We start from the raw sequence: 24417 nt of genomic DNA on the forward strand, positions 1-24417 counted from the left end.
GGATCGAGATGATCGACACCGTGACCTTCCCCGAACTGACCGTCATCGGCTGCATGGTGGAAGCGAGCCGCGAGGACTTGCCCGCTGCGGTCGCCGCGGCGTGGGAGCGCGTGTTCGCCGCCGATGTCGGAACCGCCGCCTTCGCCGCGGTGTCGCTGCCGGAGGAGAATGGGCAGGAGCGCCGGCTGGTCGGCTTCATGGCGGCCAGGGCCAGCGAGATCCCGGACGGCATGGTCCGCGTCGATCTGGACGCCGGCCGCTATCTGCGCACCGCGCAGGACGGCCCGCAGGCGGCGATCGCCGACGGCTTCGCCCGGCTCCACGCCCATGCCGCGGCGAACGGGATGAAGCTGTCGGGCATCGCGCTGGATTTCGGCTACCGGCCGAGGCAGCCGCATCCGGGACAGGCAGGCGGGCGCCACGAACTGCATCTGGCGCTGGCCCCGCAACTGCCGGCTCTCGGCTGACGCCTTAGAGGCAGGTCACCGCGCCGTGCTGTAGACTCCGTGGATGCCGAACTCCACTGGCTGCCCGGCCAGATGCCGGTTCAGCAGGCTGGCGACCTCCGCGGCGGCCGGCTTGCCATCGAGCGCCGCGAGGTCCCGTTGCAGCGCCGCCATCGGCTTGGGCGAAGCGATGGCGATGAAATGGTCGGCGCCGAAGGGCGGCTCCACCGTCAGCGCCAGCCGGTAGGGGCCGCCGCGCGGGATCTGCGGCGGGTCCTTGCGGTCCGCCAGCGGATAGAGATAGTTGACCGTGCCGTCGGCGGCGAGGTTGATCAGGGTGAAATAGGTGCCGCTGTTGCCGCCGATGTCGAGCGAGACCGTCTCCCCCTTGTGGTAATCGCGGTCGCCCGGCTCCACCGCCAGGGAGAGCGAGCGATCCTGCGCCGCCGCCTTCACCCGCCCCACCAGCGACCATTTGTCGATCACCCCCTGCACCCTTTGCCGGGTTTCCGGGGCCGACGGATCGCCGGGAATGCTGGCCAGCACGTCGCCGGTGGAACTGATCACCTCGCCGGTGGCGCTGTCCCAGACCAGGGCGGCGTCCTCCTTCCCGGCCATCTCGACGCCGGTGAAACCCGCCGCCAGCTTCTTGACCGCCGCCGGCTTGCCCAGGATGCGCAGCGGGATCGGGCCGGCGGCCGGCAGCAGGGAGGGGGGCTTCGGCCGGCCGGCCACCGGGTCGATCAGCGGAAGCTCGCCGCGGCCGCGCGGCTGGACCTGCGGATGCTGCCGCCCTTCCAGCGCCATGCGGACGGCGCCGCGGATGTGGGCCTCCAGTTCCCCCTTGGTGACGACGCCGTCGCCGTCGCGGTCGGCCTGCCCGCGCAGCGCATTGGCGAAGGCCCAGCTCAGCGCGCCGCGCGGCCTGCGGTCGATCATCACCTCCGGCGCCAGCTCGTGGTCGGCCACCGCGGCGAAGAAGGTGACGTTGGGCTGCTCCTCCGCCTCCGCCTGCAAGGCGGCGCGGGTGGGCGGGGGCAGGGCGTCGTCCTCGATATGGTCGACCGGCACGCCGTCGATGGTCGCCGCCCGCGTGCCCAGCATGCCGGCGCGGTCGTCGAAGGCGCGGGTCATCGTGCCGGAATGGCAGGAATCGGAGACGAAGATCACCCGGCGGGGGGCCGCCTCCTTGAACAGGACGGCGATCTCGTCGTCGGTCAGGCGCTGGGCGGTGCCCGGTCCGCGCGGGGCGAAATCGGCCAGCACCAGGAACTCGTCCAGCCCGTCGGCCTCGCTGCCGCGGACGCGTTCCGGCTGCTGCGCGCCATGGCCGGCAAAGGTCATGATCAGTGTCGAGTCGGGCGGCGTGTCGGCGATCAGCTGCCGCCACGCCGCGATGATCCGGCTGCGCTCCGCCTCGCCGTCGATGAACAGGCGCAGTTTCCGCACGCCCAGACCCTTCAGGGAATCGGCGATGTCGCGGGCGTCGTTGACCGCCCCCTGCAACGGATTGATTCGGCTGTAATTGTCGATGCCGATGACGAGAGCCGCGATTTCCGCCCGCGCCGGGCTTGCGGCCAGCCCCATGCCGGCGGCGAAGCCAGCCACAATGATCGCCGCCGCTCGGCAGCGCTGCATTCCTACGAACATCATAGTCCCCAAATATAACCTATGACAAAAGCCGGGTATACGCAAAGGTACATAAAAACCCGCGCGAATTCGTAGTAATGACCCCTTCCGTTACAGTTGTTGCTGTGGCAGCGTTGCAGCCGGTCCTGATTGGCGGGGAGCCTCATCCACTGTGGGGGTGGTGTGGACCGCCTGGAATTCTGGACTGAAACGAAAGCCATCTTAAACAGAAAAGTAAACGGGAATTCAGGTCATGCGAAGCAACCGTGCCAAGCGCGCCAGGGCCAGCCTCCTCTCCGTCACCATCGTCGCCATGGCGCTCAGCGGCTGCGTGACCACGCAGCAGGACCGCATCGGCGCCAATGACGGGTCCGACGCCTGCTATCAGTACCGCGTCGCGCTCGACTCGACCGGCAACTACTATGCCGAGGACATGCTGAAGGGCGCGGCCATTGGCGCTGGCGCTGGCGCGCTGACCGGTGCGCTGGCCGGCGGCAACCTGAAGAGCGCGCTGATCGGCGCCGCGGCCGGCGCCGCCGTGGGCACGCTCGGCGGTTACTGGAACTCCCGGATGCAGCAGGGCCGCGATCAGGCGATCCTCGGCGTGGCGAACGACCTCGACACCGAGAACCAGAATCTCGACCGCACCCAGGTCGCGCTCGACCAGCTGGTGAACTGCCGCCGTGCCGAGATCGCGCGCGTCAAGGCCGACTATAAGGCCCAGCGCATCGGCAAGCCCGAGGCCGAGCAGCGCCTCGCCCTGATCCGCGGCCAGCTGGACAAGGATTACGCCATCGCCAGCGGCATCAACCAGAACATCGTCAAGCGCCGCGACGAGTATCTGATCGCTGCCGACAACATCGAACCGGGCGCCGCCGAGAGGATCCGCACCAAGAGCGTGGCCAAGGCGCAGACCAAGAAGAAGCCGGTCAAGCAGACCACCACCGCGTCTTCGTCGCAGGTGGTCCAGCGCACCAACACCGCCTTCGAGACGTCGGAGCGTATCAACGCCGCCACCAACAGCATCCAGCAGATCGCCCAGAAGGAAGCGACCCTGGACGCGGTCTGAGGTGCTGTCTGACCTGCGAGCGGACTTGTAAGCGGAACGGATGATGGCCGGCAGTCTCTCTCCCCCGATCACGCGTCTTCGGTGCGGCCTCCGTGCCGGCACCTTGCTGCGGGCTTTCCTCGGCATCCTGCTGGGGTGGCTCGCGGCCGGCTCCGCGCTGGCCGGCGATGCGTCGACGGGTGCATTCCTGCGGATCGAGACTGGCGGCCACACCGCCCGGATCAACCGGCTGGCCACGGACGCGCAGGGCCGGCTGATCGCCACCGTGTCCAACGACAAGAGCCTGCGCCTGTGGAGCCGCGACGGCGAGCCGCTGGGCGTGCTGCGCGTGCCGATGGAGGCGGGGGACGAGGGGGCGCTCTATGCCGTCGCCCTGTCCGCCGACGGTTCGCTGGCGGTGGCGGCGGGGAACACCGGCGGAAGCTGGGGCGACGGCATCACGCTCTACCTGTTCGACGTGAAGGCGCAGCGGCTGAAGGCCCGGCTTCCCGGCCAGCCGCAGGTGCTTAACGATCTGGCCTTCTCGCCCGACGGGCGGTTCGTCGCCGGGGCCTTCGGCGGCACCGCCGGGATCCGCGTGTGGGACAGCGCCGGCTTCAAGCTGGTCGCCGAGGATGCGGGCTACGAGGCGCGGGTCTCGGCGCTGGCCTTCGCCCCCGACGGGCGGCTCGCCACCGCCTCCTTCGACGGCAACATCCGTGTCTATGACCTCAACTTCAAGCAGAAGGCCAAGCGCAAGCCGGGCAACGGGATGCCCTATTCGGTGGCCTTCTCGCCCGACGGGTCGCTGCTGGCCGTTGGTTATGCCGACCAGACGCGGGTCGACGTGCTGGCCGCCGCCGACCTGAAGTCCCGCCAGTCGCCCAAGACCACCGGCATCACCGGCGGCAGCTTCGCCGCCGTCGCCTGGGACGGCACGACACTGGTCGCGGCCGGTACCGCCACCCAGGACGGCAAGCGCAACGTGGTGCGCCGCTGGGCCGATGCCGGGAAGGGTGCCTTCGCCGACGTCGCGGCGGCGCGTGATTCGGTGACCCATCTGCTGGCGCTGCCCGGCGGTGGGGTGGCCTTCGCCGCCGCCGATCCGGCATGGGGCGTGATCGACCGGACCGGCCGGCTGCAGTTCGCCCGCACCGGCGATGTGGCCGATTACCGCGACATCCATCTCGGCCGCTTCGGCCTGTCGGACGACGGGCTGGTTCTGGAATTCGGGATGGAGCAGGGCGGCCGGCGGCCGATGCGTTTCGACGTGCTGGCGCGCAGCCTGACCCCGGCGCCGGATGCAACGCCGGGCCTGAACCGCCCGACCGCCGAGGGGCCGGGGATCGGCGTCGCCGACTGGCGCAACAGCCGCACGCCCAAGGTCAACGGCCAGCCGGTGAAGCTGGACAGCGGCGAGTGGGCGCGCAGCGTCACCGTGCTGGGAACGCAGCGCCGGGTGCTGCTGGGCGGGGAGTTCAGCCTGCGCCTGCTCGATTCCGCCGGGGCCGAGCTTGCCCGTGCCGAGGTGCCGGCCGCCGTCTGGGGCGTCGTCGCGACGGCCGACGGCCGGGTCGCCGTGGCGGCCCTGGGCGACGGCACGCTGCGCTGGTACGCGCTGTCCGGCGGCGCCCGCCCGCTGGAGGAGCTGGCGGCGCTTTTCCCGCACCGCGACGGCCGCCGCTGGGTGCTGTGGACGCCGGAAGCCTTTTTCGACCATTCCGAAAGCGGCGGCGAGACGCTGGTCGGCTTCCACCTGAACGATCCGAAGAAGAAAGGGCTTCAGTGGGTCGAGTTCAAGCAGGTCTACCGCGTGTTCGACGCCCCCGAACTGGTGCGCGCCAGGCTGCGCCAGACCGGGCAGGCGGAGATCGCGGCCCGCCTGTCCGCCATCGGTGATATCCGCCTGCTGACCCAGCGCCGTCCGCAGGTGACCCTGCTGGATTACTGCACCGTGCCCGCCGCCTCCCGCGGCCTTTTGCTCGGCACCGGTGCGAACGAGGGGGCGACTGCGACCCCGGCCCCAACCCCACCCCCACCCCCACCCCCGGCCCCGACCGCGGCGGCGGATGCCGAAACCTGCCATCCGCTGGACATGACGCCGGTCAGCCGCGCCTTCGCCCGTGCCAAGGAGCCGGCCGCGGCGGCACCGGCCCCGGCGAAGGCCTCGCCGCAGAACGGGGCTCAGAGCGGATTGCAGGCGGTGGAGGCGGACACCGTGACGGAGGAGCCGCGCCTGACCGTCACGCTGCCGGAGGGAATCGGTGCGGTCCGCCTGCGATACCGTCTGGCCGACACCGGCGGCGGCATCGGGACGGTCGACCTGTTCCGCAACGGCCGCAATGTCAGCGGCCAGGACAAGTCCCGTGCCTTCGCCCGCGCCAAGGATCCCGCCCCGCAACAGCCGGTGCCGCAGCCGGCGCCCCAGTCGTCGCAGCAGGGCGTGGCGGACGGACCCAAGGATCAGGCTGCCGGCGGCCCGGCACCGGAGGAGCGTGTCAGCACCGTCCGGCTGGATCCCGGCAGCAACCGTGTGCAGATCCGCGCCTACAACGGCTCCGACGCCATCTACGAGCGCTCGGCGCTGGTCGATTTCGTGCTGCCGAAGCCGGTTGCACCGGTGGACGACGGCAAGACCGGGCGGGAGGTTCCGGAGCGGCCGCGGCTGATCACCTTCGTCGTCGGCATCGACAAGTACCGGCCGGCCGGCACGCAGCTGCGCTTCGCCCGTGCCGATGCGACCTCCTTCGCCGACGCGCTGCGCGACCGCATCCCCGCTGCTTACGACCGCGAGCAGTCGCTGGCCTTGTCCAGGACGCTCTATGACGAGCAGGCGAGCCGCGACGCCATCGTCGCCGGGCTGGAGGCGCTGGCCGCCAACGCGCGGGAGCAGGACACCGTCGTGCTCTACCTCGCCGGCCATGGCGTGATCGTGCCGTCGCCGAAGGACCCGTCGGTCAAGCTGTACCATTTCATCACCCAGGACGTGACCGCCGCCACGCCGGCGGCGATCGTCCGCGAGGGCCTGTCGGAGAAGGAGCTGAACCGGCTGGTCAGCGCCATTTCCGCCCGCAACGTGCTGGTTCTGCTCGACACCTGCCATTCGGGCGCGGTGTCCGCCGGCACGGTGGACAAGCTGTACCAGGACATGGGGCAACGCTACCTGCTGGCCGCCTCCTCGGAGCAGGAGCAGGCGCTGGACAGCTATGACGGCCGCAACGGCATCTTCGCCCACGCGGTGCTGGAGGGGCTGAAGGGCAAGGCGCTGCTGCCGGGGGACGAGGCGGTCTACAACCTGACGCTCGGCCAGTACGTCAACCGCGCCGTGCCGCGTCTGGCGCGGGAGAAGCAGTGGCAGCAGTCCGCCATCTTCAAGACCGGCGGCAACGAACTGAACCCCTTCCCGCTGGCCGCGCCGCAGGCGGCCAAGCCGTGACCCCGATGCCGCGGATATCCTTCACCCTTTTCCCGACTGGCATGGCGCGGTTCGTCCGGTGCCTCGGCGGTGCCCGTCTGGCGGCAGCCGGCATCGCCGCCTTCCTGCTGTCCGGCCAAACCCTGGCACAGTCGCAGCCGGATACGGCAACCACGCCGGCCGAGGCGGTCAGGCTGGTGTCGGCGACGGCGGGCGGCTTCACCTGTGCCGGCGTCACGGTGGCGGAGACCGGCAAGGGGCTGCGGGTCGGCGGCTATGTCGGGACCGGGGAGGATGCCGCCGCCCTGAAGGCGGCGCTCACAGGACTGCCGCCGGGCATCGATGTCGATGCCCGGGTGGCCTTGCGGCCCTGGCCGCTGTGCGAGGCGCTGGGCGTCGCCGGGCCGCTGGACAGACAGGGAGCCGGTACGCTGGATCTCGCCTTCAACCGGCCGTCGATGGTCTACCGCAAGGACGAGAAGCTGGAGGTCACGGTCAGTGCCGGGACGTCGGGCCATCTGACCGTCGATTACATCGACACCGACGGCAGCGTGATCCACATGGTGCCGATGCGTCTGCGCCGCGACGACCGGCTGGAGGCCGGCCGGCCCGTCACGCTGGGTGGAGGGAAATCGGCGGCCGACCGCGTCTATACCATCACCCCGCCCTATGGCCCGGCGATGATCCTGGCGCTGGTGACCCGCGCCCCGCTGTTCCCCGCCGATCGCGAGGAGGTGGAGCCCGCCGGACCTTATCTGGCCAGCCTGCGCGCGGCGCTGGCGAAGGTGGAATCTGGAGCCAACCCGGAGGCCGATGGCGGCGCGGTCGCCCGGTCCGCCTTCTTCACCACCGTCGCGGAGTAGCACGGGCGCCGCACTCCCGACGATTCCACCACCGGCCCATCATGGCGTCCATTGCCAGATGCCGGCGCAAACACTATGATTCAGCTGGTGCAACCCGGGTGTCCGCAAGGGCTGGCCCCGGTACCGCTAGAGACGATCGGAAGACCCGTATGGACGCTCACGACCTTTCGCTGGACGACAGCCGTACGCTTCAGGCCATCGGCATCCTTGCCGACGTGCTGGACGGTGTCGAGGGGCCGGGCGGTCTGGACACGGTGCTGGTGTCCAAGGCGCTGCGTCAGGTGATCGCCACCAAATCGCAGCCGGCCTTCGAATTCGCCTCCCGCGCCTTCAACACGCTGGAGCCGTCAGTCCGCCGTCAGGTGGCGGAAACCGCGGACGAGGCGGCGCACCATTCGGTCGAGCTGCGCAGCCGGGTCGGCGGCTTCCTGTCCACCGCCCCGAAGAAGCCGGTCCCCCAGGGTCCGGTGGTCGGCCAGCAGCCGAACTTCATCACCGCGCTGAACCTGCGTTCCCGCCGCCGGCCGAACTCGCCCACCTGAAATTCGGGTGCCTAAGCCGGTTCAGCCGGCCTTTTGCGGCCTTCCACTTTCCGGCCAGGCTTCCTCCGGCAGCGTGTCGAGCAGCGCGCAGTCCCAATAGGGGCGCGGGCCGAAGCGCTGCACCAGGAAATCGACGAACACCCGCACCTTCGGCGACAGGTGGCGGTTCTGCGGATAGACCGCGTTGACGCTCACCTCGGTCGGGACGTGGCGGTGCAGGATGCTGACCAGCTCGCCGCGCGACAGCGCCTGTCCGCACAGGAAAGTCGGCGACATGATGAAGCCGACGCCGGACGCCGCCGCCTCGCGCAGCAAATCGCCGTTGTTGCTGCGGATCGGGCCGGAGACCCGGACGCTGCGCGTCTCCCCGTCGACGATGAACTGCCACAGATCGGGGGTGGGGACGTTGGTGTAGATCAGGCAGGCGTGGTCACTCAGCTCGTCCGGTGTCTGCGGCACGCCATGCTTTTGCAGATAGGCCGGGCTGGCGCACAGCGCCATCCGCGCCGGGGCCAGCCGCCGGGCGATCAGCGAGCTGTCGCGCAGCCGGCCGATGCGCACCGCCAGATCGTATCCTTCGTCGACCAGATCGACCGTGCGGTCGTTCAGGTCCATGTCGATCTCGATGGCTGGGTAGCGCTCCAGGAACTCCGCCACCGCCGGGGCCAGATGCAGGATGCCGAAGCTGACCGGCGCGTTCAGCCGCAGCCGGCCGCGCGGGGCGGCATGCAGGTCGGCCACCGCCTGCTCCGCCTCCTCCAGGTCGGCGAGGATGCGGGTGCAGCGCTCGTAATAGGCCTGCCCCACCTCGGTCAGGCTGAGCTTGCGGGTGGTGCGGTTGAGCAGCCGCGCGCCGAGCCTGTTCTCCAGCTCGCCGATGCGGCGGGAGACCACCGATTTCGACAGGTTGAGCCGGTCGGCGGCGGCGGTGAAGCTTTTGGTGTCCACCACCTTGATGAAGGCGAGCATGTCGTCGAGGCGATCCATGGCATTGTTCTACACCCGGAAACAATGAGGTGCCAAGATCCGGTATTACCGGAAGCGTCGCCGCGCCCTATTTCTGGTGTCACCGCCGCGCCGGCACCGGCCGCGGTGACGCGATCCATGCAACCAAACAGGGAGTGATGGCGATGGCGAAGGTTCTGGTCCTCTATTACAGCAGCTGGGGCCATGTGTCGGAGATGGCGCAGGCGGTGGCCGAAGGCGCCCGCTCCGTCGCCGGGACCGAGGTGGCGGTGAAGCGCGTGCCCGAACTGGTGCCGGAAGCCGTCCGCCAGTCCGCCCACTACAAGGACGAGAGCAACATCCCCGTCGCCACGGTCGACGAGCTGGCCCAATATGATGCGATCGTCATCGGTACGCCGACGCGCTACGGCAACATGGCCTCGCAGATGAAGAACTTCCTCGACCAGACCGGCGGGCTGTGGGCCAAGGGTGCGCTGAACGGCAAGGTCGGTGCCGCCTTCACCTCCACCGCCACCCAGCATGGCGGGCAGGAGAGCACCATCCTCAGCACCCACACCGTGCTGCTGCATCTGGGCATGGTGATTGTCGGGCTGCCCTATTCCTTCCAGGGCCAGATGGGCCTTTCGGAAGTGATGGGCAATTCGCCCTATGGCGCCAGCACCATCGCCGGCGGCGACGGTTCGCGCCGGCCGAGTGCCGTCGAGCTGGACGGCGCCCGTTTCCAGGGCCGCCATGTCGCCGAGATCGCGACCAAGCTGCACGGTTGATGCCGGGTAGGCAGTAGAGAAGGGGAGGGAGCCGTGGGCCTGCTGATCGATGGACAGTGGCAAGACCAGTGGTACGACACCAGGAAGACCGGCGGTGCGTTCGTCAGGACGGAGGCGCAGTTCCGCGACCGGGTGTCGGCCGACGGCTCCACCCCCTACCCGGCGGAGGCCGGGCGCTATCACCTAATGGTGTCGCTGGCCTGCCCCTGGGCGCACCGCACGCTGATCCTCCGCAAGCTGAAGCGGCTGGACGGGGTGATCGGTGTCAGTGTGGTCGATCCGCTGATGCTGGCGGACGGCTGGACCTTCGCCGAACCGGAGCCGGTCACCGGCGCCCGGCGGCTCTATGAGGTCTACCTGAAGGCGAAGCCCGGCTACAGCGGCCGGGTGACCGTTCCGGTGCTGTGGGACAGGAAGACCAACAGCATCGTCAACAACGAGTCGGCGGAGATCATCCGCATGCTCAACCGCGAGTTCGACGCCTTCACCGACGTGCGCACCGATTTCTACCCGGCGGATCTGGCGGAGGAGATCGACCGCGTCAACGCCTTCGTCTATGACGCCGTCAACAACGGCGTCTACAAGGCCGGCTTCGCCACCTCCCAGGACAAGTATGAGGCCGCCTTCGACGCGCTGTTCGCGGCGTTGGACGACCTCGACGCCAGGCTGGCGACCCGGCGCTGGCTGGTCGGCAACCGCCTGACCGAGGCGGACTGGCGGCTGTTCACCACGCTGGTGCGCTTCGACGCCGTCTATGTCGGGCATTTCAAGTGCAACCAGCGGCGGATCGCCGACTATCCGCACCTGTCCGGCTATCTGCGCGACCTGTATCAGGTGCCGGGCGTGGCCGGGACGGTGAATTTCGACCACATCAAGCGCCATTACTACGGCAGCCACGCCACCATCAACCCCACCGGCATCGTGCCGAAGGGGCCGGCGCTCGACCTCGACGCGCCGCACGGCCGTGGCGGGCTGGGACCCGACCCCGTGTGAGGCGTGACGGATCGGCTCCCCGGCGGTTGTCAGAAGGAAACGACAACCGCATGAGGGAGTTCGTCCAATGCGTACACTCATCCTGGCTGCCGCGGCCGTCCTGGCCCTCTCGTCGCCGGCGCTGGCCCAGACCGCCCAATCCCAGAACGGCCAGGGGGGATGGGGCGGGGCGCTCGACCAGCTGAACCGCGCGGTCAACCCCAACGCCTATCCGCAGGACCGCAACGACCGGGCGGCCGAAGACCGCGACCTGAACCGCGACGGCCGCCGCTACGAAGGCTCCTCCGGCAACCGCCGCAACAGCGCCTACAGCGACTATTCCGACCGCGACCTGCGCAGCCAGTACGACCGGCTGGGCGAGGAACAGCGCCAGATCCGGCAGAACCGCCGCGCCATCGAGGACGAGATGGACCGCCGCGGCATCAACCGCTGACGATAACCAACCGTCAGGGCTTGTAGCAGCGGGCCATGTCTTCCGGGTTGCCCATCGCCTCGCACTGGAAGCCGTTGGAGAACTTGAAGCGCAGCGGACCGGTCTTGCGGACGCTGACCACCGGCTTCTTCCCCGCATCCTGGAATTCCACCCAGGCGGAACTGTCGAAGCGGGTTTGCAGCCCGTTGCTCAGCTGCACGCGGCCCTGACGGTCCTTCATGACCTGGATGCCGGTGTTGAACAGCAGGTTCGGGCCGTCGGGTTTCGCCGACAGGCCGTTGGTGCAGTTCACCCCCTCCGGCTTCACCGCGACGCATTCGTAGGGGTGCGGCTGGCTGGCGGTGAGGACCATGGCATAGATGGCGATTTCCAGGACATTCATCGGCATCGGCGTGCACCGGCAGGAAGGCGGGTCTTTCCCTCTTACCGACCATGTGGTTACGAAAGAGATAATGTCGCGCCCGCGGTCGAATCTTGCGTGGATTGCCTTCGGGATGGGCGCAGGGGCGGCTGCGGCCATCCGCCGCCGTGACATGATCGGTGCAACGCCCCCGCGCCTGGACTTGCGCGCCCCGGACCGGTAGAAGCGGTGGCAACAGCCATCTACTTCCGCGACAGGGGGCGGGCGCAATCCCATGACGTTCCAACAGCGTTTGATCCTGCTGGTCACCGGTCTGGTGCTGCTGGCGGTGGTGGCGGTCACCACGGCGATGGCCTTCACCACGCGCGCCGTCCTGACCGAGCGGATCGGGACGGAGGCGCGGCTGGCCGCCGGCCTGCTCGCCCGCGGCGCCGCCCAGGCCCGCGACATCCCGCAGGAGGTCGACGCCCTGCTGTCGGAACGGCTGCTGTCGGAAGCGACGCTGACCGCCCATCTGGTGGCGCTGGCGGAAACCGCGAAGCTGGCGCCGCGCGCCATCAACGACCGGCTGAAGCAGATCGCCGAGGCCGGCGGCCCGGACGAGATGTGGATCACCGACAACCGCGGCCGGGCCTATCTGCACAATCTGCCCGGACCCGACCCGCTGTTCGGCCAGGATGCCAAGGGCGGTCCGCGCCACAGCGCCTATAGCGGTTTGCTGAACCGTTCCCCCGCCTCGCTGGCCTCCGAACCGGCGATGGAGAACGGCAAGCTGATGAAGTTCGCCGGGGTGGCCGGCGTCGACAAGCCGCGCATCGTCCAGGTCGGCGCCGACATGCGCCGCCTCGGCGACATCGTGCGCAAGTCGGGGACCGACGGGCTGATCGACGGGCTGCTCGCCACCCGCGCGGTGGAGGCGGCATGGCTGCTCGACCGCGACGGCCGGGTGCTGGCCCGCGGTGCCGTGATGGCCGATGGCGCCGGCAATCCGCTGTCCGACGCCGACACCGCCGCCGCCAAGGCGGTGCTGCCCGGTTCCGAGGTTTCCGTCCGCCTGTCGGGCGGCAGCCTGCTGGCGCTGGCGCCGATCAAATATGCCGGCCTCACCGCGGCCGCCGCTTCGGCGACAGGCGTGCCGGCGGTGGCCGTGGTCCGCGTTCCCTATAGCGAGCCGGGCGCGATGCTGAGCCGCCAGCTGAAGATCGGCGGGCTGGTCGGCATCTTCGCGCTGGCGCTCGGCGTCTATGCCTGCCTGCGCTTCGCCCGCGACCAGATGGCCCCGGTGGAGCGGCTGAGCGAGGCGGTCAAGGCGGTGGAGGCCGGACGCTTCAACCCCTTCACCCTGAACGAGGCCGCCGACCGCGACGACGAGTTCGGCCGCCTGTCCCGCGTTTTCCGCCGCATGGCGATGGAGGCGACGGCGCGCGAGGAAACCCTCGACGCCCAGCTGGTCATGCGCGGGGCGGAGCTGGAAACCAAGAGCGAGAAGCTGGCCGCCGCCGAACAGCTGATCGAGGAGGAGCAGCGCGCCGCCCGCGACGTGCAGTCCGGCCTGCTGCCGCGCCAGCTGCCGGTCGGCCGCGACAGCCAGTTCTACGGCATCCTGGTGCCCGGCCATGCGGTCAGCGGCGACTTCTACGACGTGATCGAGCTGGACGAGCGGCACAGCCTGCTGGTCGCCGCCGGCGTGTCGGGCGGCGGCGTGCCCGCGGCCTTCCTGATGCTGATGGTGCGCGGCGCCATCCGCGAGGCCGCCCGTCCCGGCACCGGCCCGGCGGCGATCCTGACCCATGCAAACGAGCGTCTGTGCGGCGAAAGCCCCTTCAACGGCTTCGCCACCGCCTTCGTCGCCGTCTATGACCGCGTCACCGGCACGCTGGTCCATGCCTCCGCCGGCCATCGCGGCGCCGCCCGCATCGCGACGGACGGCGCGGTGCAGTATCTTTCCGAGGCCGGCGGCCAGCCGCCCGGTCAGCCTCTGGGCGTGCGCCGCGGCGCCCCCTACACCGAGGCGACGACGGTGCTGGCCCAGGACGAGACGCTGTTCCTGTGCACCGACGGCGTGCTCCAGTCCGTCGACGGCCATCGCGAGCCCTTCGGCGAGGCCCGCCTTGCCGCGGCCCTCGCCCACAGCCGCGGCATGTCCGTCCGCGACCGCACCGAGATGGTTCTGCGCACCGTGCAGGCGCATGTCGGCACCCACGGGGTTCTTGCCGGCGATCTGGTCTGTCTGGTCATGCGCCGCCTGCTGCCGGTGACGGAAACGGCGGAGGCGGTTTGAGGAGGGGGGCGTCCCGACGGCGCCCCTACGTCTTCTTCCGCCGCGCGCCCTCCCGCGCCCGCGCCGCCGTCTCCCGCTCCAGCCTTTCGCGCAGGAAGGCCAGCACCGCGGCCTCCTCGCCGCTGAGGCCGGCCAGCTCGTCGCGCAGTTCCGCCTCCACCTCGCGCTTCAGCGAGTCCAGCAGGCCGCCCTCCAGATAGGCGTCCAGCACTTCGGGGTGGACGTAGCTCTTGCGGCAGACGCTGGGGGTGTTGCCCAGGCGGGTGGCGACCTGTTCGATGGCGCGGGTGACGTTGCGCTTGGCGGCGCTGGCGCTGTCGAAGCTCTCGAACTCCCGCAGCGCCATGGCGGCCAGCACGGTGCCGGCCCAGGTGCGGAAGTCCTTGGCGGTGAAATCGGCTCCGGTGGCCTCGCGCAGATAGGCATTCACGTCGCCCGAGGTCACGGCATGGCGCTGGCCGTCGCGGTCGAGATACTGGAACAGCTCGTCCCCCGGCACATCGCGGCAGGCGGCGACGACGCGGGCCAGACGGCGGTCCTTCAACGCGACGTTCCATTCCTTGCCCGACTTGCCCTTGAAGGAGAAGCGGACCTCCGATCCCTCGATCTCGGTGTGGTCGTCGCGCAGGGTGGTCAGGCCGTAGCTCTGGTTCTCGCGGGCGTAGGTCTCGTTGCCGACGCGGATCAGCGTGGTTTCCAGCAGCCTTACCACGGCGCCCAGCACCTTCTCCCGCGGCAGGCCGCGATGGCCGAGGTCGGCATTCACCCGCTCGCGCAGATGGGGAAGGGCGCGGCAGAAATCGAGCATGCGGCCGAACTTGGTGCCCTCGCGCAGCTCGGTCCAGCGGCGGTGGTAGCGGTACTGCTTGCGCCCCTTGGCATCGCGGCCGGTCGCCTGGAGATGGCCATCGGGATCGGGGCAGATCCAGACGTCGCGGTAGGCTGGCGGGATCGCCAGCTTGCGGATGCGGTCCAGCGTCTCCTCCTCCGTCACCTGACTGCCGTCGGGCCAGAGGAAACGGAAGCCCTTGCCGTAGCGTCGTCGCCGGATGCCCGGCATCTCGTCGGAGCTGTAGGTCAGCCCGGCACAGGCGGCCTCCTGTTCGGGCGAGGGGCTGTCGGCTTCTGGGGAGGGGAGGGTGCTGTCCATACGGCCATCAACGGCCGGCACGGGGTTTGGTTGCCGCTACCCCTTACGGAGAGGGTTTCTTCGCAGTTGCAAAAACCCTATCCTCGATCGGGCAAATCCGCCCCGTTTCCGATTGGAGCGCCTGACCATGGACCGCAAGCCGGACGAGACGATTCTGACCGCCCATCTGCCGAACCTGGAAATCCAGATCCGCCACCGCGAGGCCGGCGACGATGGCGCGGAGGTGATCGCCATCCAGTTCCGCGCCACCCCGTCCTTCGATGCGGTCGCAAAGCTGCTCGCCCCCGGTCTGATGAACCCGCTGCTGCTGGCCGGTCCCGCCGCAGGGAAGCCCGGTGCCAACCCGATGGCGTCCGCCGCCGGGATGGCGGAGCTGTGGATGGCACCGATGCGGCTGTGGGGCGAGATGGTGCGGCAGGCCTGGGCGCCCTGGCTCCAGATGGGGCAGCGCCGCTAAGTCAGCCTGGTCAAATCAGGGCCACTTCACCTCGGGCGGCAGGCTCATCAGGATCGCCTCGGTGTTGCCGCCGGTCTTCAGGCCGAAGGTGGTGCCGCGGTCGTAGAGCAGGTTGAACTCCACATAGCGGCCGCGGCGGATCAGCTGGTGCTCGCGCTGCTCGGCGGTCCAGGGCCGGTTCATGTGCCGGCGCACCAGGGCGGCGTAGGTGTCGAGGAAAGTGGTGCCGACGTCGCGGGTGAAGGCGAAATCCGCCTCCCAGTCGCCCGAATCGAGCTGGTCGTAGAAGATGCCGCCGACGCCGCGCGTCTCTCCCCGGTGGGGCAGGAAGAAATAGCGGTCGCACCATTCCTTGTAGCGCGGGTAATAATCCGGGTCGTGCCGGTCGCAGGCGGCGCGCAGGCCGGCGTGGAAGTCGGCGGTGTCCTGGTCGTCCGGCACCATCGGCGTCAGGTCGGCGCCGCCGCCGAACCAGCCCTGGGTGGTCACGATGTGGCGGGTGTTCATGTGCGTCGCCGGCACCAGCGGCGAGCGCATGTGCGCCACCAGACTGATCCCCGCCGCCCAGAACGCGCCGGTTTCCGCAGCACCGGGGATGTTGCCGCGGAATTCCGGGCTGAAGGTGCCGTGGACGGTCGAGATGTTGACCCCGACCTTCTCGAACACCCGGCCCTTCATCACCGACATGGTGCCGCCGCCGCCCTCGCCGCCGCCGTGATCCGGGCGGGTCCAGCTCTTGCGCTCGAACCGGCCGGGGGACAGGTCGGCATGGGTGCCGGTCAGCTCGTCCTCCAGCGCCTCGAAGGCGGCGCAGATGCGGTCGCGCAGTTCCTGGAACCAGGCGGCGGCGCGGACCTTGCGGCTTTCGATGATGCTGGCGTCTGCGGGCGTGGCGGCAGTCATGGCGTATCCGGCTGTGCGCAAGAATAAGAGGCGAATGCGGCAGTCTGCCGCAAGGCCTCACCCAACACCATCGCCGCGCTGACCGCAACGTTCAACGACCGGGCGGGCGGCACCATCGGGATGACCAGCCGGGCGTCGGCGGCCTCATGCACCTCGTCGGGCACGCCGGCGCTCTCCCGCCCGACCAGGATGCGGTCGCCGGGGGAGAAGCGGAAGTCTGTATAGGGGATCGCCGCCCGCGTGGTCAGCAGCACCAGCCGGCCCGCCTGCGGGGCCGCCCGGTACGCGGCCCACGAGCTGTGCCGGACCCAGTCGAGATGGTCGAGATAGTCCATGCCGGCGCGGCGCAACCGGCGGTCATCCAGCACGAAGCCGCAGGGTTCGATCAGGTCCAGTGCCACGCCCAGCCCCGCTGCGAGTCGCATCAGGGTCCCGGCGTTCTGCGGAATGTCGGGTTCGAACAGCACAAGGCGCAACGTGGGCCTTGCCTCGAAGTGTTTGTTTTGCATACAAATGTTCTTGCCCTTCGCACACGCGACAAATTGTCTCCCGGCCAAGGACTTTCCAAGATGCCGACGCGACGGTATACCGCAGGTTCGAAACTGGAGATACCCACTCCGGACGGACGCGGCGTGCCTCGGGGGTTTTCTTCCGGCGGGCGGGCTTGCCGCGTCATAGAATAGATACGGTCCATCGGTCGTCCGGCGCGGGCAAAGGGCGTCGGGCATGCCTTGAGGAGAAACAGGCTTATGGCTCAGACCACGCATCCGCCCGGGACGGGTGGCCACGCGGCCTCCGGCGGCGAGGGGGGTTCCCGCCGCGATTTTCTGTATCTTGCCACCGGTGCGGTCGGCGTCGTCGGGGCGGCCTCGGCGGCCTGGCCCTTCATCGACAGCCTGAACCCGGCGGCCGACACCCTGGCGCTTGCCTCCATCGACGTCGATCTGGCCCCCGTGGCCGTCGGTCAGGCGATCACGGTCACCTGGCGCGGAAAGCCTGTCTTTGTCCGCCACCGCACCGCCGAGGAGATCGAGTCCGCCAAGACCGTCAATCTGGGCGACCTGCGCGATCCGGTTGCCGACGATGCCCGCGTGAAGAAGCCTGAATGGCTGATCGTCATCGGCATCTGCACGCATCTGGGCTGCGTGCCGCTCGGGCAGAAGGTCACCGATCCGCGCGGCGACTATGGCGGGTGGTTCTGCCCCTGCCACGGCTCGCACTACGACACCGCTGGGCGCATCCGCAAGGGCCCGGCCCCCGCCAACCTTGTCCTTCCGACGTACGCCTTCACCGGCGATACCAAGATCCGGCTCGGTTAACGCGGCCCAACGGTTCTGGAGACCCCCGAGATGGCTCAGGTTCAAGCCACCAAGTTCAAGAATCCGGTCGTGAACTGGATCGACAGCCGCCTGCCGATCTTCACGATGCTGGATCACGAGTACAACCACTACCCGATGCCGCGGAACGTCAACTATCTGTGGGCGTTCGGTGCCATCGCCGGCATCATGCTGGTCATCATGATCGCCACCGGCCTGTTCCTGGCGATGCAGTACTCGTCGCACACCTCGCTGGCCTTCGATTCGGTCGAGCGCATCATGCGCGACGTGAATTACGGCTGGCTGATCCGCTACGTGCACGCCAACGGCGCGTCGATGTTCTTCATCGCCGTCTACATCCACATGTTCCGCGCGCTCTATTACGGCTCCTACAAGGCGCCGCGCGAGATCCTGTGGATCCTCGGCGTCATCATCTTCCTCGTCATGATGGGCACCGCCTTCATGGGCTATGTGCTGCCCTGGGGCCAGATGAGCTTCTGGGGCGCCACCGTCATCACCAACCTGTTCTCGGCCTTCCCGATCGTCGGCGACCCGATCGTCACGCTGCTGTGGGGCGGCTTCTCGGTCGACAACCCGACGCTGAACCGCTTCTTCGCGCTGCACTTCCTGCTGCCCTTCGTCCTGCTGGGTCTGGTGATCCTGCACACGGCGGCGCTGCATGTCTGCGGCTCGAACAACCCGCTCGGCATCGACCCGAAGGGCCCGCAGGACACCGTTCCGTTCAACCCGTACGTCACGGTCAAGGACGGCTTCGCGGTGGTGATCTTCCTGATCGTCTTCGCGGTGTTCGTGTTCTTCATGCCGAACTACATGGGCCACCCGGACAACTACATCCCGGCCAACCCGCTGGTGACCCCGGCGCACATCGTGCCGGAATGGTACTTCCTGCCCTTCTACGCCATGCTGCGCGCCATCCCGGACAAGCTGGGCGGCGTTCTGGCGATGTTCGGCTCGATCGCGCTCTTGGCCTTCCTGCCGTGGCTCGACCGCTCCAAGGTCCGCAGCTGCAAGTTCCGCCCGGTCTACCGCCAGTTCTTCTGGATCCTGGCGATCGACGCCCTGATCCTGGGCTATGCCGGTTCGCAGCCGGCCGAGGGCTCCTGGCTGCTGATCGCGCGCATCGGCACCTTCTACTACTTCTTCCACTTCCTGGTCCTGCTGCCGGTGCTGGGCAAGCTGGAACGCACGCGTCCGCTTCCCAACAGCATCTCCGAGTCCGTTCTGAAGGGCGGGGGTGGCATCGCCGCCGGCGCCCATGCCAAGCCGATGGAGAAGGCCTGATGCGCGCGTTGAAGACTGCAATCCTTTCGGCGGCGCTGGCTCTCGGCATCGCCGGGGCCGCGCAGGCCTCCGAAGGCGTGCACATCCCCAAGCAGAACTGGCCGCATGCCGGCATCTTCGGCACCATCGACAAGTCGTCGGCGCAGCGCGGCTTCCAGGTCTACAAGGAAGTCTGTTCGGCCTGCCATTCCATGCGTCTGGTGCCGATCCGCACGCTGGCCGGCATCGGCTTCAAGGAAGACGAGCTGAAGGGCATCGCCGCCGGCTACGAGATGACGGCCGGTCCGAACGATGCGGGCGAGATGTTCAAGCGTCCGGGCCTTCCGGCCGACCGCTTCCCGTCGCCCTTCGCCAACGACCAGGCGGCCCGCGCGTCGAACAATGGCGCCCTGCCGCCGGACCTGTCGCTGATGGCGAAGGCCCGCGTCGGTGGCGAGGATTACATCTACGCCTTCCTCACCGGGTTCGAGGAGCCGCCGGCCGACGTCAAGCTGATGGACGGCATGAACTACAACAAGGTGTTCCCCGGCCATCAGGTCGGCATGCCGAACATCCTGCAGCCCGACGGCGTCACCTTCGCCGACGGCACCAAGGCGACGGTGGAGCAGCAGGCGCACGACGTGGCGACCTTCCTGACCTTCGTCGCGGAACCGCACCTGGATGCCCGCAAGCAGATGGGCGTCAAGGTGATCCTGTTCCTGCTGGTGCTGGCCGGCCTGATGTACGCCGCCAAGCGCAAGCTGTGGAGCACGCTGCACTGAGCCTAATGGGTTCGGTAAAGTGATTTAGGACATGGACAGGGCGCCCCATCGGGCGCCCTGTTCCTGTTTGGGGGAACGGGTCGTCGGGCGTCGGACATTGGTGTGGAGAGGATGATGGTGGACAAGCTGATCGACGAGATCGTCGATTTCTGGTTCGACGAGGCGATGAAGCCCTACTGGTTCCGCAAGTCGGCCAGCTTCGACCGGGCGGTCGCCGACACGCTGGGACCGCATTACGAGGCGGCGGCCCGTGGCGACTACGATCACTGGATGGACGACGTCGACGGCTGCATCGCGCTGTGCGTGCTGCTGGATCAGGTGCCGCGTAACATGTTCCGCGACGACGCGCGGGCCTTCGCCACCGACGACAAGGCACGGAGCGTGAGCGACCATGCCGTCGCCAACGGCTTCGACCTGGAATGCACGACCGACGAGCGGATCTTCCTCTATCTGCCCTACGAGCATCATGAGGACATGGCGAGCCAGGAGCGCTCCGTCGCCCTGTTCACCGAGCGGGTGGGCGATGAGGACACGCTGCGCTATGCCCGGCGCCACCGCGAGATCATCGAGCGCTTCGGCCGCTTTCCCCACCGCAACGCGGTTCTCGGCCGCCCTGGCACGGTGGAGGAGGACGCCTTCCTGAAGGAGCCGGACTCGTCGTTCTGACGCTTGGCGCCGATGCAGGCACCGGGACGGCCCACCGGGGCGCGATCGGTCAAGCGGGCCTGCTTGACCCATGAAACCTGCGGAAAATCAGGAAACCGGAGTCTCAAGAAACCGGAGTCTGCCGGATGCTTCAGTGTGACGTTGACAGGCCCTGGCAGCGGGCATGGAGCCACTCGACTTCATCGCGGTCAAGTTCGGTGAGCACCGTGCCCGCCTTGAGCGATTCCTCGCAAAGGGCGCAGAAGCGGTCATGCAGCATCCGGCGCGTGCGCTGGTCGCTCTCCAGACTCCAGCGGACCACCGCATGCTCGACGGCGAGCACGGTGGGATAGCCGCCGGAGGTCACGCGGGGCTCCATCTCCGCCAGCGCACGCTCGACCATACCGACCGGCAGTCCGCGGATCCCGTCCTCCGGCCCGACATGCCGGAGATATGCTTCCAGGCTGATGATGTTGGCGTAGAACTGCGTATCGACGACCTTCAGAATGTCGTCGGCCGCGTCCGTCGGGATCCCGGCGCGGGAGGTCGCCGCGTCTTCGATCTGCCGGACGGTATGACGGATGTGGTCCGCCGCGTCCGCAGCCGTTTCGGACGGGTTGCGCGCCCTCATCCTGATCGCATAGGCGGCCGTGAGATTGAGTGCGCCCAACTCGGATTGCGCACGATAGCAGCCGAGCGCGTCGTCCATGCGCTCGAAATAGCGCAATCCGGCCTCCAGCAGCCGCTTCGCTTCCTGGGTGAACTGGTGGATCTGTGCCAAGTCGCTGTCCAGCGACAGCGCGAAGCGCAGGGTACAGGCAATCAGGTGCTCCGCTTCGTGGCGGTCGGCGGCGCAGCCGGGCCGGGTCATGCCGTCGAGCGAGGAGAGAAGGGCGATCGCGCGCTCGGCATAATGGCGGGCGGCGGGCCAGTCTTCGCACCGGTAGGCGGCGCAGGCCGCGAACAGCATTGCTTCATGGTTGAAGTTGGCGCGCAGGGTCTCCGCCACCCGGGTGATCCGCGCGATGCCCTCCTCTTTGGGCTCCCGGTCCAGGATCGAGACGAAGGCGTTGAACGAAACCGCCCCGGTCAATGCGGTGAAATCGACGCGGATGGCCATCGGGCCGCGTCCGGCGCGATGGGCCGCCTGCGGCAGCATGCGGAAGTAATTGTTGAAGATGCTGAATTGCGTGTGCCGTGCTTCCACGCTCTGCAGCAGCTTGCGCTGCTGGGCGACCAGGGCGTCCCGCAGGCTGGCATTCTCCTTCAGCAGCGTCGCCAAAGGTTCGAACTCGGCCCGTGCCCGGTTCGCCATCAGCTCCGCATTCAGAACCTCCGCATTGCGGTAGGCCGCCGCCCAGTCATTCTTGATGCCACGGAAGACTTCGGGATCGCCGTGGATTCGGTAAAGATCGAGATTGAAGAACTGCCGGAAGGTTTCCCGCCGCGTCGCTCCGTCACCCATCTGCTTGCGGACATGGTCGCGGAAATCCAGGCCGATGTGGTACGGCAACGTGTAGGGATACTTGTTCCGGTCCACGGTGTGGATATTCTTCAGGAGACCGTCGAGTGCCTCGCTCGTGCGCTTGATGATGTCAGAGTTCTCGACGCAGTTCGGCATCTCTTCGATTTTGAGCACGGGCACATACTGTGTCGGAAGCCGGAGGGCGAAATGCGCCGGTTCCGGGTTTTCCGCGTTCTGCGTCCAGAACCAGAAGGCATAGGCGCGGAACAGGGAACGATCGGCGGTGATCAGGACGTAGCGCGTGCGGGGAACGAGATCGGTGTCGGCCGCTGCCTTGTTGAGCAGTAGCAACTGCACGATCGATACGGCGTCGCGCGTCATATTGTCGCGAAGCCGATGGAGGTCCGTGTCCTCCTTGCCCTTTCTGGAGGCGGCCGGGCGCTGCGGCGCGTTCGCGGCCTCGGCCGCCGCCTGCTTCTGCAACAACCGGCGCCGTTCGGTCAGCCTGCGTTCCTCGTTGATCAGATTCACCCAGTCGTTGATCTCGGATTGCGGCGGGTCGAGGATGCCGGCGGTGGCCGCGGGATGCAGGTCGAGCGGCCGCAGCAGATCCGTTTCATAGAGGCGGAGCAACTGGTTGGCGATGCCGAGCCGGCCGTGCAGCAGATGGTTCAGCAGGACGGGCACGTCCCGGCGCAGGTGGTCGATCACCGCCTCGCGCGTAACGGCGCCGACCCGCAGCCTGTCGACCAGATCCTGGAGCGCGAGGCGCTTGCGCGAACCGACGCTTTCGTCAGGTTCCGGCATCTCCGGCTCGCTGTCCTGGTCGTTCACGAAGTCGACCACCTCGTGAAAATGGGCGGGCGTGATGAAGACCGGTGTGTTCTGCTGCCCCGCCAGCATGCGTGAGAACAGGAACTCCGCCGTGATCAATGCCGTCCCGGCCAGATGGTCGGACCGGCTGTCCGAAACGAACGGCGTCACATGCCGCGCCTGCTTCGTCGGATTGAGGAACAGGTTGACCACATTGGCATCGACCAGATAGACGATGCGGTTGCCCTCCTTGGCGAATTCGTAGTCATCCTTGCTCATCTGGACATTGAATCGCAACTCGGCGGCGTCGCGGAAATATCGCGAGTTGTCCTCGTTCTGCGGGGGAGGCAAGCTGGTCATGCTGCCGTGCCCATGCGGAGGGGGACGGTATAGGCATCTGCCAGCGCCCTCAGGCGCGGCTGGTCCATCAGCCGTTCCGGTGCCGTCTGGCCGGGTGCCGGCGTCCTGCCGGCTTGCGCGCCTCCCCGACCGCCGCCTTGGAGATCCCGGTCGTCGCCTTCGAAGGTGGCGTGTGCGTGCTGCCTCACCACGGACAGGATCGCTGCCGCAAGCGAGTTCGGTTGCATCAGGTCGGTGCCGTCGGGGGCGAGTTCGTATGCCTGTCGGGCCGACCAGGCCGCGACCGCCCATGCGTCTGCCCATGCGTCCGCCGGTGGCGCCGCCGCATTGTCCGGCGTCAGGGGAAGCACGCCGAAGCAGGGCAGCGGGCGGGTGAATTTGACCGCCCGTCTGGCATAGTCGGCGCATTGCTCATAGATCTGCCGGCTCCAGTCGGGAATGTCGGGTGGTGCATGGAGCACCCTGTCCAGATCGGCATTGAACCATGCGACGAGACGATGCATCACCATGGCCGGCGCTTCGGCCAGCATGGTGAGGACGATCGGCGCAAGCCGGGGCTGCCAGTTGCTGGAATGCGGCAGCGACTGCAACCAGTCGATGATGACGCTCTCCCGCGGCAGCGTCGGGTGTTGCTTGACGCCGAGGATGACGGCAAGCAGCTCATCGGGGTTGCGGTAGAGGATACCGTCCTCGATCTGCAGAAGGCGGAGCGGCCTGGCAATGTCCTGCACCCCGAGCGCCGCCATGACCGCCGTCGCCACGCGGACCACCGGCTGTTCATTCGCACAGCTCGCCCGCGCCAGCGCCACGAGCAGGCCGCCGCTCAGGTAGCCGCTTTGGCTGTCGGTGAGCCTGCGTGCCTGCGCGGCCATCAGAGCGGCGACGAAGGCGTCCGGCAGGCGGGGCTCGCCCCGCTCGCGGCAGCACCCCGTGATCCAGGCGGCGGCTTCCGTCACCGAATGGAAGGGAGGCGGATGGCGCTTGCCGATCCTCATGTCGACGTCGACGATGGTTTCGAGCTGCCGGTCCGGAATCGCCACGCCGGAGGCGGCGTAATCCTCGACGTCCTCCCAGGCGAGGGTGAGCCAGGAGCGTGCATTGCGTTCGTGCAGGCGGACCAGTTCGACGTCGTCGTCCTGCCGCGCAAGATCGGCCGCGGCGAGGCTTTCCCACGACGTCTTGAGGCTGTCGGGCCAGATGGCCTGCGGACCCAGCCCCTTCAGTTCGCTTTCGGCGACCGCGGCGGCAACCTTCGGATACAGCTCCTCGAACTCTCGCTTCACCAGGGCGCTGCGGTCGTCGGCCAGGCGCCAGATCTTCTGCGGGCGGCCGCGTTTGCCGGTCTCGCTCCTGCTTTCCAGCACGAACCACTCCTTGTGCCGGTTCAGCCAGGAGGAGACGGTGTTGGCGGACAGGCCAGCATAGCGGGCCAGCGTCGATACGGTGAATCGTTCGAGAACAAGGATACCGCTGAGGATGCTGTAATCTTGGCTGGCCACGG

The 24417-nt window shown here is 68.4% G+C and carries 22 protein-coding genes; 14 read left to right on the forward strand and 8 right to left on the reverse strand.

All coding sequences use genetic code 11. The annotated features are described in order from the left end of the window. Positions 1–8: 8 nt before the first annotated feature. A complete protein-coding gene (locus J2848_RS21175) occupies positions 9–467 on the forward strand; it encodes a GyrI-like domain-containing protein (RefSeq protein ID WP_149233202.1) in 459 nt (152 codons plus the stop codon). 15 nt (positions 468–482) lie between these two features. On the opposite strand, the gene J2848_RS21180 is transcribed toward J2848_RS21175, so the two are convergent. After that, a complete protein-coding gene (locus J2848_RS21180; RefSeq protein ID WP_246194051.1) occupies positions 483–2084 on the reverse strand; it encodes a caspase family protein in 1602 nt (533 codons plus the stop codon). A gap of 244 nt (positions 2085–2328) precedes the next feature. Here J2848_RS21180 and J2848_RS21185 point away from each other — a divergent pair, with 244 nt between their 5' ends. The 4 genes from J2848_RS21185 to J2848_RS21200 all read left to right on the forward strand — a co-directional run bounded on the left by J2848_RS21185 (position 2329) and on the right by J2848_RS21200 (position 7943). Then, positions 2329–3144 carry a YMGG-like glycine zipper-containing protein gene (locus tag J2848_RS21185; protein ID WP_149233204.1) on the forward strand — a complete coding sequence of 272 codons (816 nt, stop codon included), beginning with the start codon at positions 2329–2331 and terminating at the stop codon, positions 3142–3144. 103 nt (positions 3145–3247) lie between these two features. Then, positions 3248–6559 (forward strand): caspase family protein, encoded by a 3312-nt coding sequence (locus J2848_RS21190; RefSeq protein ID WP_253568706.1) that lies wholly within the window; start codon positions 3248–3250, stop codon positions 6557–6559. A 41-nt stretch (positions 6560–6600) separates the two neighbouring features. Continuing rightward, positions 6601–7401 (forward strand): DUF4384 domain-containing protein, encoded by an 801-nt coding sequence (locus J2848_RS21195; protein ID WP_246194053.1) that lies wholly within the window; start codon positions 6601–6603, stop codon positions 7399–7401. Between the two features lie 149 nt (positions 7402–7550). Beyond that, on the forward strand, positions 7551–7943 hold the full coding sequence (locus tag J2848_RS21200) for a hypothetical protein (RefSeq protein WP_149233206.1): 393 nt from the start codon (positions 7551–7553) through the stop codon (positions 7941–7943). A 21-nt stretch (positions 7944–7964) separates the two neighbouring features. Here J2848_RS21200 and J2848_RS21205 read toward each other — a convergent pair whose 3' ends face one another. Next, positions 7965–8930 (reverse strand): LysR family transcriptional regulator, encoded by a 966-nt coding sequence (locus J2848_RS21205; protein WP_149233207.1) that lies wholly within the window; start codon positions 8928–8930, stop codon positions 7965–7967. 143 nt (positions 8931–9073) lie between these two features. On the opposite strand from J2848_RS21205, the gene wrbA reads away from it, so the two are divergent. The 3 genes from wrbA (at position 9074) to J2848_RS21220 (ending at position 11102) form a co-directional block, all read left to right on the forward strand. Further along, entirely contained in the window at positions 9074–9676 is a 603-nt protein-coding gene (gene wrbA / locus J2848_RS21210; RefSeq protein WP_149233208.1) for an NAD(P)H:quinone oxidoreductase, read from the forward strand. Positions 9677–9709: 33 nt separating this feature from the next. After that, positions 9710–10669, forward strand: coding sequence for a glutathione S-transferase family protein (locus J2848_RS21215; RefSeq protein WP_149233209.1), 960 nt, complete (start codon positions 9710–9712; stop codon positions 10667–10669). 67 nt (positions 10670–10736) lie between these two features. Then, positions 10737–11102 carry a hypothetical protein gene (locus J2848_RS21220; RefSeq protein ID WP_149233210.1) on the forward strand — a complete coding sequence of 122 codons (366 nt, stop codon included), beginning with the start codon at positions 10737–10739 and terminating at the stop codon, positions 11100–11102. Positions 11103–11115: 13 nt separating this feature from the next. On the opposite strand, the gene J2848_RS21225 is transcribed toward J2848_RS21220, so the two are convergent. Further along, positions 11116–11490 carry a hypothetical protein gene (locus J2848_RS21225; protein WP_149233211.1) on the reverse strand — a complete coding sequence of 125 codons (375 nt, stop codon included), beginning with the start codon at positions 11488–11490 and terminating at the stop codon, positions 11116–11118. Between the two features lie 247 nt (positions 11491–11737). Between J2848_RS21225 and J2848_RS21230 the strand changes: the two genes are divergently transcribed. Further along, positions 11738–13744, forward strand: coding sequence for a PP2C family protein-serine/threonine phosphatase (locus J2848_RS21230; RefSeq protein WP_149233212.1), 2007 nt, complete (start codon positions 11738–11740; stop codon positions 13742–13744). A 25-nt stretch (positions 13745–13769) separates the two neighbouring features. Here J2848_RS21230 and J2848_RS21235 read toward each other — a convergent pair whose 3' ends face one another. Further along, positions 13770–14894: a DNA topoisomerase IB gene (locus J2848_RS21235; RefSeq protein ID WP_149233213.1), complete on the reverse strand. Its 1125-nt coding sequence runs from the start codon at positions 14892–14894 to the stop codon at positions 13770–13772. Between the two features lie 127 nt (positions 14895–15021). Here J2848_RS21235 and J2848_RS21240 point away from each other — a divergent pair, with 127 nt between their 5' ends. After that, positions 15022–15351 carry a hypothetical protein gene (locus J2848_RS21240; RefSeq protein ID WP_149233214.1) on the forward strand — a complete coding sequence of 110 codons (330 nt, stop codon included), beginning with the start codon at positions 15022–15024 and terminating at the stop codon, positions 15349–15351. 15 nt (positions 15352–15366) lie between these two features. On the opposite strand, the gene hemF is transcribed toward J2848_RS21240, so the two are convergent. Both hemF and J2848_RS21250 read right to left on the reverse strand, forming a co-directional pair. Beyond that, positions 15367–16254 carry an oxygen-dependent coproporphyrinogen oxidase gene (hemF, locus tag J2848_RS21245; RefSeq protein WP_149233215.1) on the reverse strand — a complete coding sequence of 296 codons (888 nt, stop codon included), beginning with the start codon at positions 16252–16254 and terminating at the stop codon, positions 15367–15369. Next, on the reverse strand, positions 16251–16730 hold the full coding sequence (locus J2848_RS21250; RefSeq protein WP_149233329.1) for a tRNA (cytidine(34)-2'-O)-methyltransferase: 480 nt from the start codon (positions 16728–16730) through the stop codon (positions 16251–16253). The genes hemF and J2848_RS21250 overlap by 4 nt, the downstream gene beginning before the upstream one ends. Positions 16731–17003: 273 nt before the next feature. Between J2848_RS21250 and petA the strand changes: the two genes are divergently transcribed. The 4 genes from petA (at position 17004) to J2848_RS21270 (ending at position 20299) form a co-directional block, all read left to right on the forward strand. Continuing rightward, a complete protein-coding gene (gene petA, locus J2848_RS21255) occupies positions 17004–17573 on the forward strand; it encodes a ubiquinol-cytochrome c reductase iron-sulfur subunit (protein WP_109075514.1) in 570 nt (189 codons plus the stop codon). A gap of 30 nt (positions 17574–17603) precedes the next feature. Beyond that, positions 17604–18872: a cytochrome b gene (locus J2848_RS21260; protein ID WP_149233216.1), complete on the forward strand. Its 1269-nt coding sequence runs from the start codon at positions 17604–17606 to the stop codon at positions 18870–18872. Continuing rightward, positions 18872–19633 carry a cytochrome c1 gene (locus J2848_RS21265; protein WP_149233217.1) on the forward strand — a complete coding sequence of 254 codons (762 nt, stop codon included), beginning with the start codon at positions 18872–18874 and terminating at the stop codon, positions 19631–19633. Before J2848_RS21260 ends, J2848_RS21265 begins: the two co-directional genes overlap by 1 nt. Before the next feature lie 114 nt (positions 19634–19747). Further along, positions 19748–20299: a DUF924 family protein gene (locus J2848_RS21270; RefSeq protein ID WP_149233218.1), complete on the forward strand. Its 552-nt coding sequence runs from the start codon at positions 19748–19750 to the stop codon at positions 20297–20299. Positions 20300–20429: 130 nt separating this feature from the next. On the opposite strand, the gene J2848_RS21275 is transcribed toward J2848_RS21270, so the two are convergent. Continuing rightward, on the reverse strand, positions 20430–22916 hold the full coding sequence (locus tag J2848_RS21275) for a hypothetical protein (RefSeq protein ID WP_149233219.1): 2487 nt from the start codon (positions 22914–22916) through the stop codon (positions 20430–20432). Then, positions 22913–24415, reverse strand: a complete 1503-nt coding sequence (locus J2848_RS21280; RefSeq protein WP_149233220.1) for a hypothetical protein — start codon at positions 24413–24415, stop codon at positions 22913–22915. Before J2848_RS21280 ends, J2848_RS21275 begins: the two co-directional genes overlap by 4 nt. Positions 24416–24417 lie beyond the last annotated feature (2 nt).

The organism is Azospirillum lipoferum (genome assembly GCF_024170005.1).
GTDB classification, from domain to species: Bacteria; Pseudomonadota; Alphaproteobacteria; order Azospirillales; family Azospirillaceae; genus Azospirillum; species Azospirillum lipoferum.

What these genes read in the sequence shown, in the direction of transcription:
- J2848_RS21175 (WP_149233202.1), top strand. Translation starts at nt 9, where the DNA reads ATGATCGACACCGTGACCTTCCCCGAACTGACCGTCATCGGCTGCATG.
- J2848_RS21180 (WP_246194051.1), bottom strand. Translation starts at nt 2,084, where the DNA reads ATGCAGCGCTGCCGAGCGGCGGCGATCATTGTGGCTGGCTTCGCCGCC.
- J2848_RS21185 (WP_149233204.1), top strand. Translation starts at nt 2,329, where the DNA reads ATGCGAAGCAACCGTGCCAAGCGCGCCAGGGCCAGCCTCCTCTCCGTC.
- J2848_RS21195 (WP_246194053.1), top strand. Translation starts at nt 6,601, where the DNA reads ATGGCGCGGTTCGTCCGGTGCCTCGGCGGTGCCCGTCTGGCGGCAGCC.
- J2848_RS21200 (WP_149233206.1), top strand. Translation starts at nt 7,551, where the DNA reads ATGGACGCTCACGACCTTTCGCTGGACGACAGCCGTACGCTTCAGGCC.
- J2848_RS21205 (WP_149233207.1), bottom strand. Translation starts at nt 8,930, where the DNA reads ATGGATCGCCTCGACGACATGCTCGCCTTCATCAAGGTGGTGGACACC.
- wrbA (WP_149233208.1), top strand. Translation starts at nt 9,074, where the DNA reads ATGGCGAAGGTTCTGGTCCTCTATTACAGCAGCTGGGGCCATGTGTCG.
- J2848_RS21220 (WP_149233210.1), top strand. Translation starts at nt 10,737, where the DNA reads ATGCGTACACTCATCCTGGCTGCCGCGGCCGTCCTGGCCCTCTCGTCG.
- J2848_RS21225 (WP_149233211.1), bottom strand. Translation starts at nt 11,490, where the DNA reads ATGCCGATGAATGTCCTGGAAATCGCCATCTATGCCATGGTCCTCACC.
- J2848_RS21230 (WP_149233212.1), top strand. Translation starts at nt 11,738, where the DNA reads ATGACGTTCCAACAGCGTTTGATCCTGCTGGTCACCGGTCTGGTGCTG.
- J2848_RS21235 (WP_149233213.1), bottom strand. Translation starts at nt 14,894, where the DNA reads ATGGACAGCACCCTCCCCTCCCCAGAAGCCGACAGCCCCTCGCCCGAA.
- J2848_RS21240 (WP_149233214.1), top strand. Translation starts at nt 15,022, where the DNA reads ATGGACCGCAAGCCGGACGAGACGATTCTGACCGCCCATCTGCCGAAC.
- hemF (WP_149233215.1), bottom strand. Translation starts at nt 16,254, where the DNA reads ATGACTGCCGCCACGCCCGCAGACGCCAGCATCATCGAAAGCCGCAAG.
- petA (WP_109075514.1), top strand. Translation starts at nt 17,004, where the DNA reads ATGGCTCAGACCACGCATCCGCCCGGGACGGGTGGCCACGCGGCCTCC.
- J2848_RS21260 (WP_149233216.1), top strand. Translation starts at nt 17,604, where the DNA reads ATGGCTCAGGTTCAAGCCACCAAGTTCAAGAATCCGGTCGTGAACTGG.
- J2848_RS21265 (WP_149233217.1), top strand. Translation starts at nt 18,872, where the DNA reads ATGCGCGCGTTGAAGACTGCAATCCTTTCGGCGGCGCTGGCTCTCGGC.
- J2848_RS21270 (WP_149233218.1), top strand. Translation starts at nt 19,748, where the DNA reads ATGGTGGACAAGCTGATCGACGAGATCGTCGATTTCTGGTTCGACGAG.
- J2848_RS21275 (WP_149233219.1), bottom strand. Translation starts at nt 22,916, where the DNA reads ATGACCAGCTTGCCTCCCCCGCAGAACGAGGACAACTCGCGATATTTC.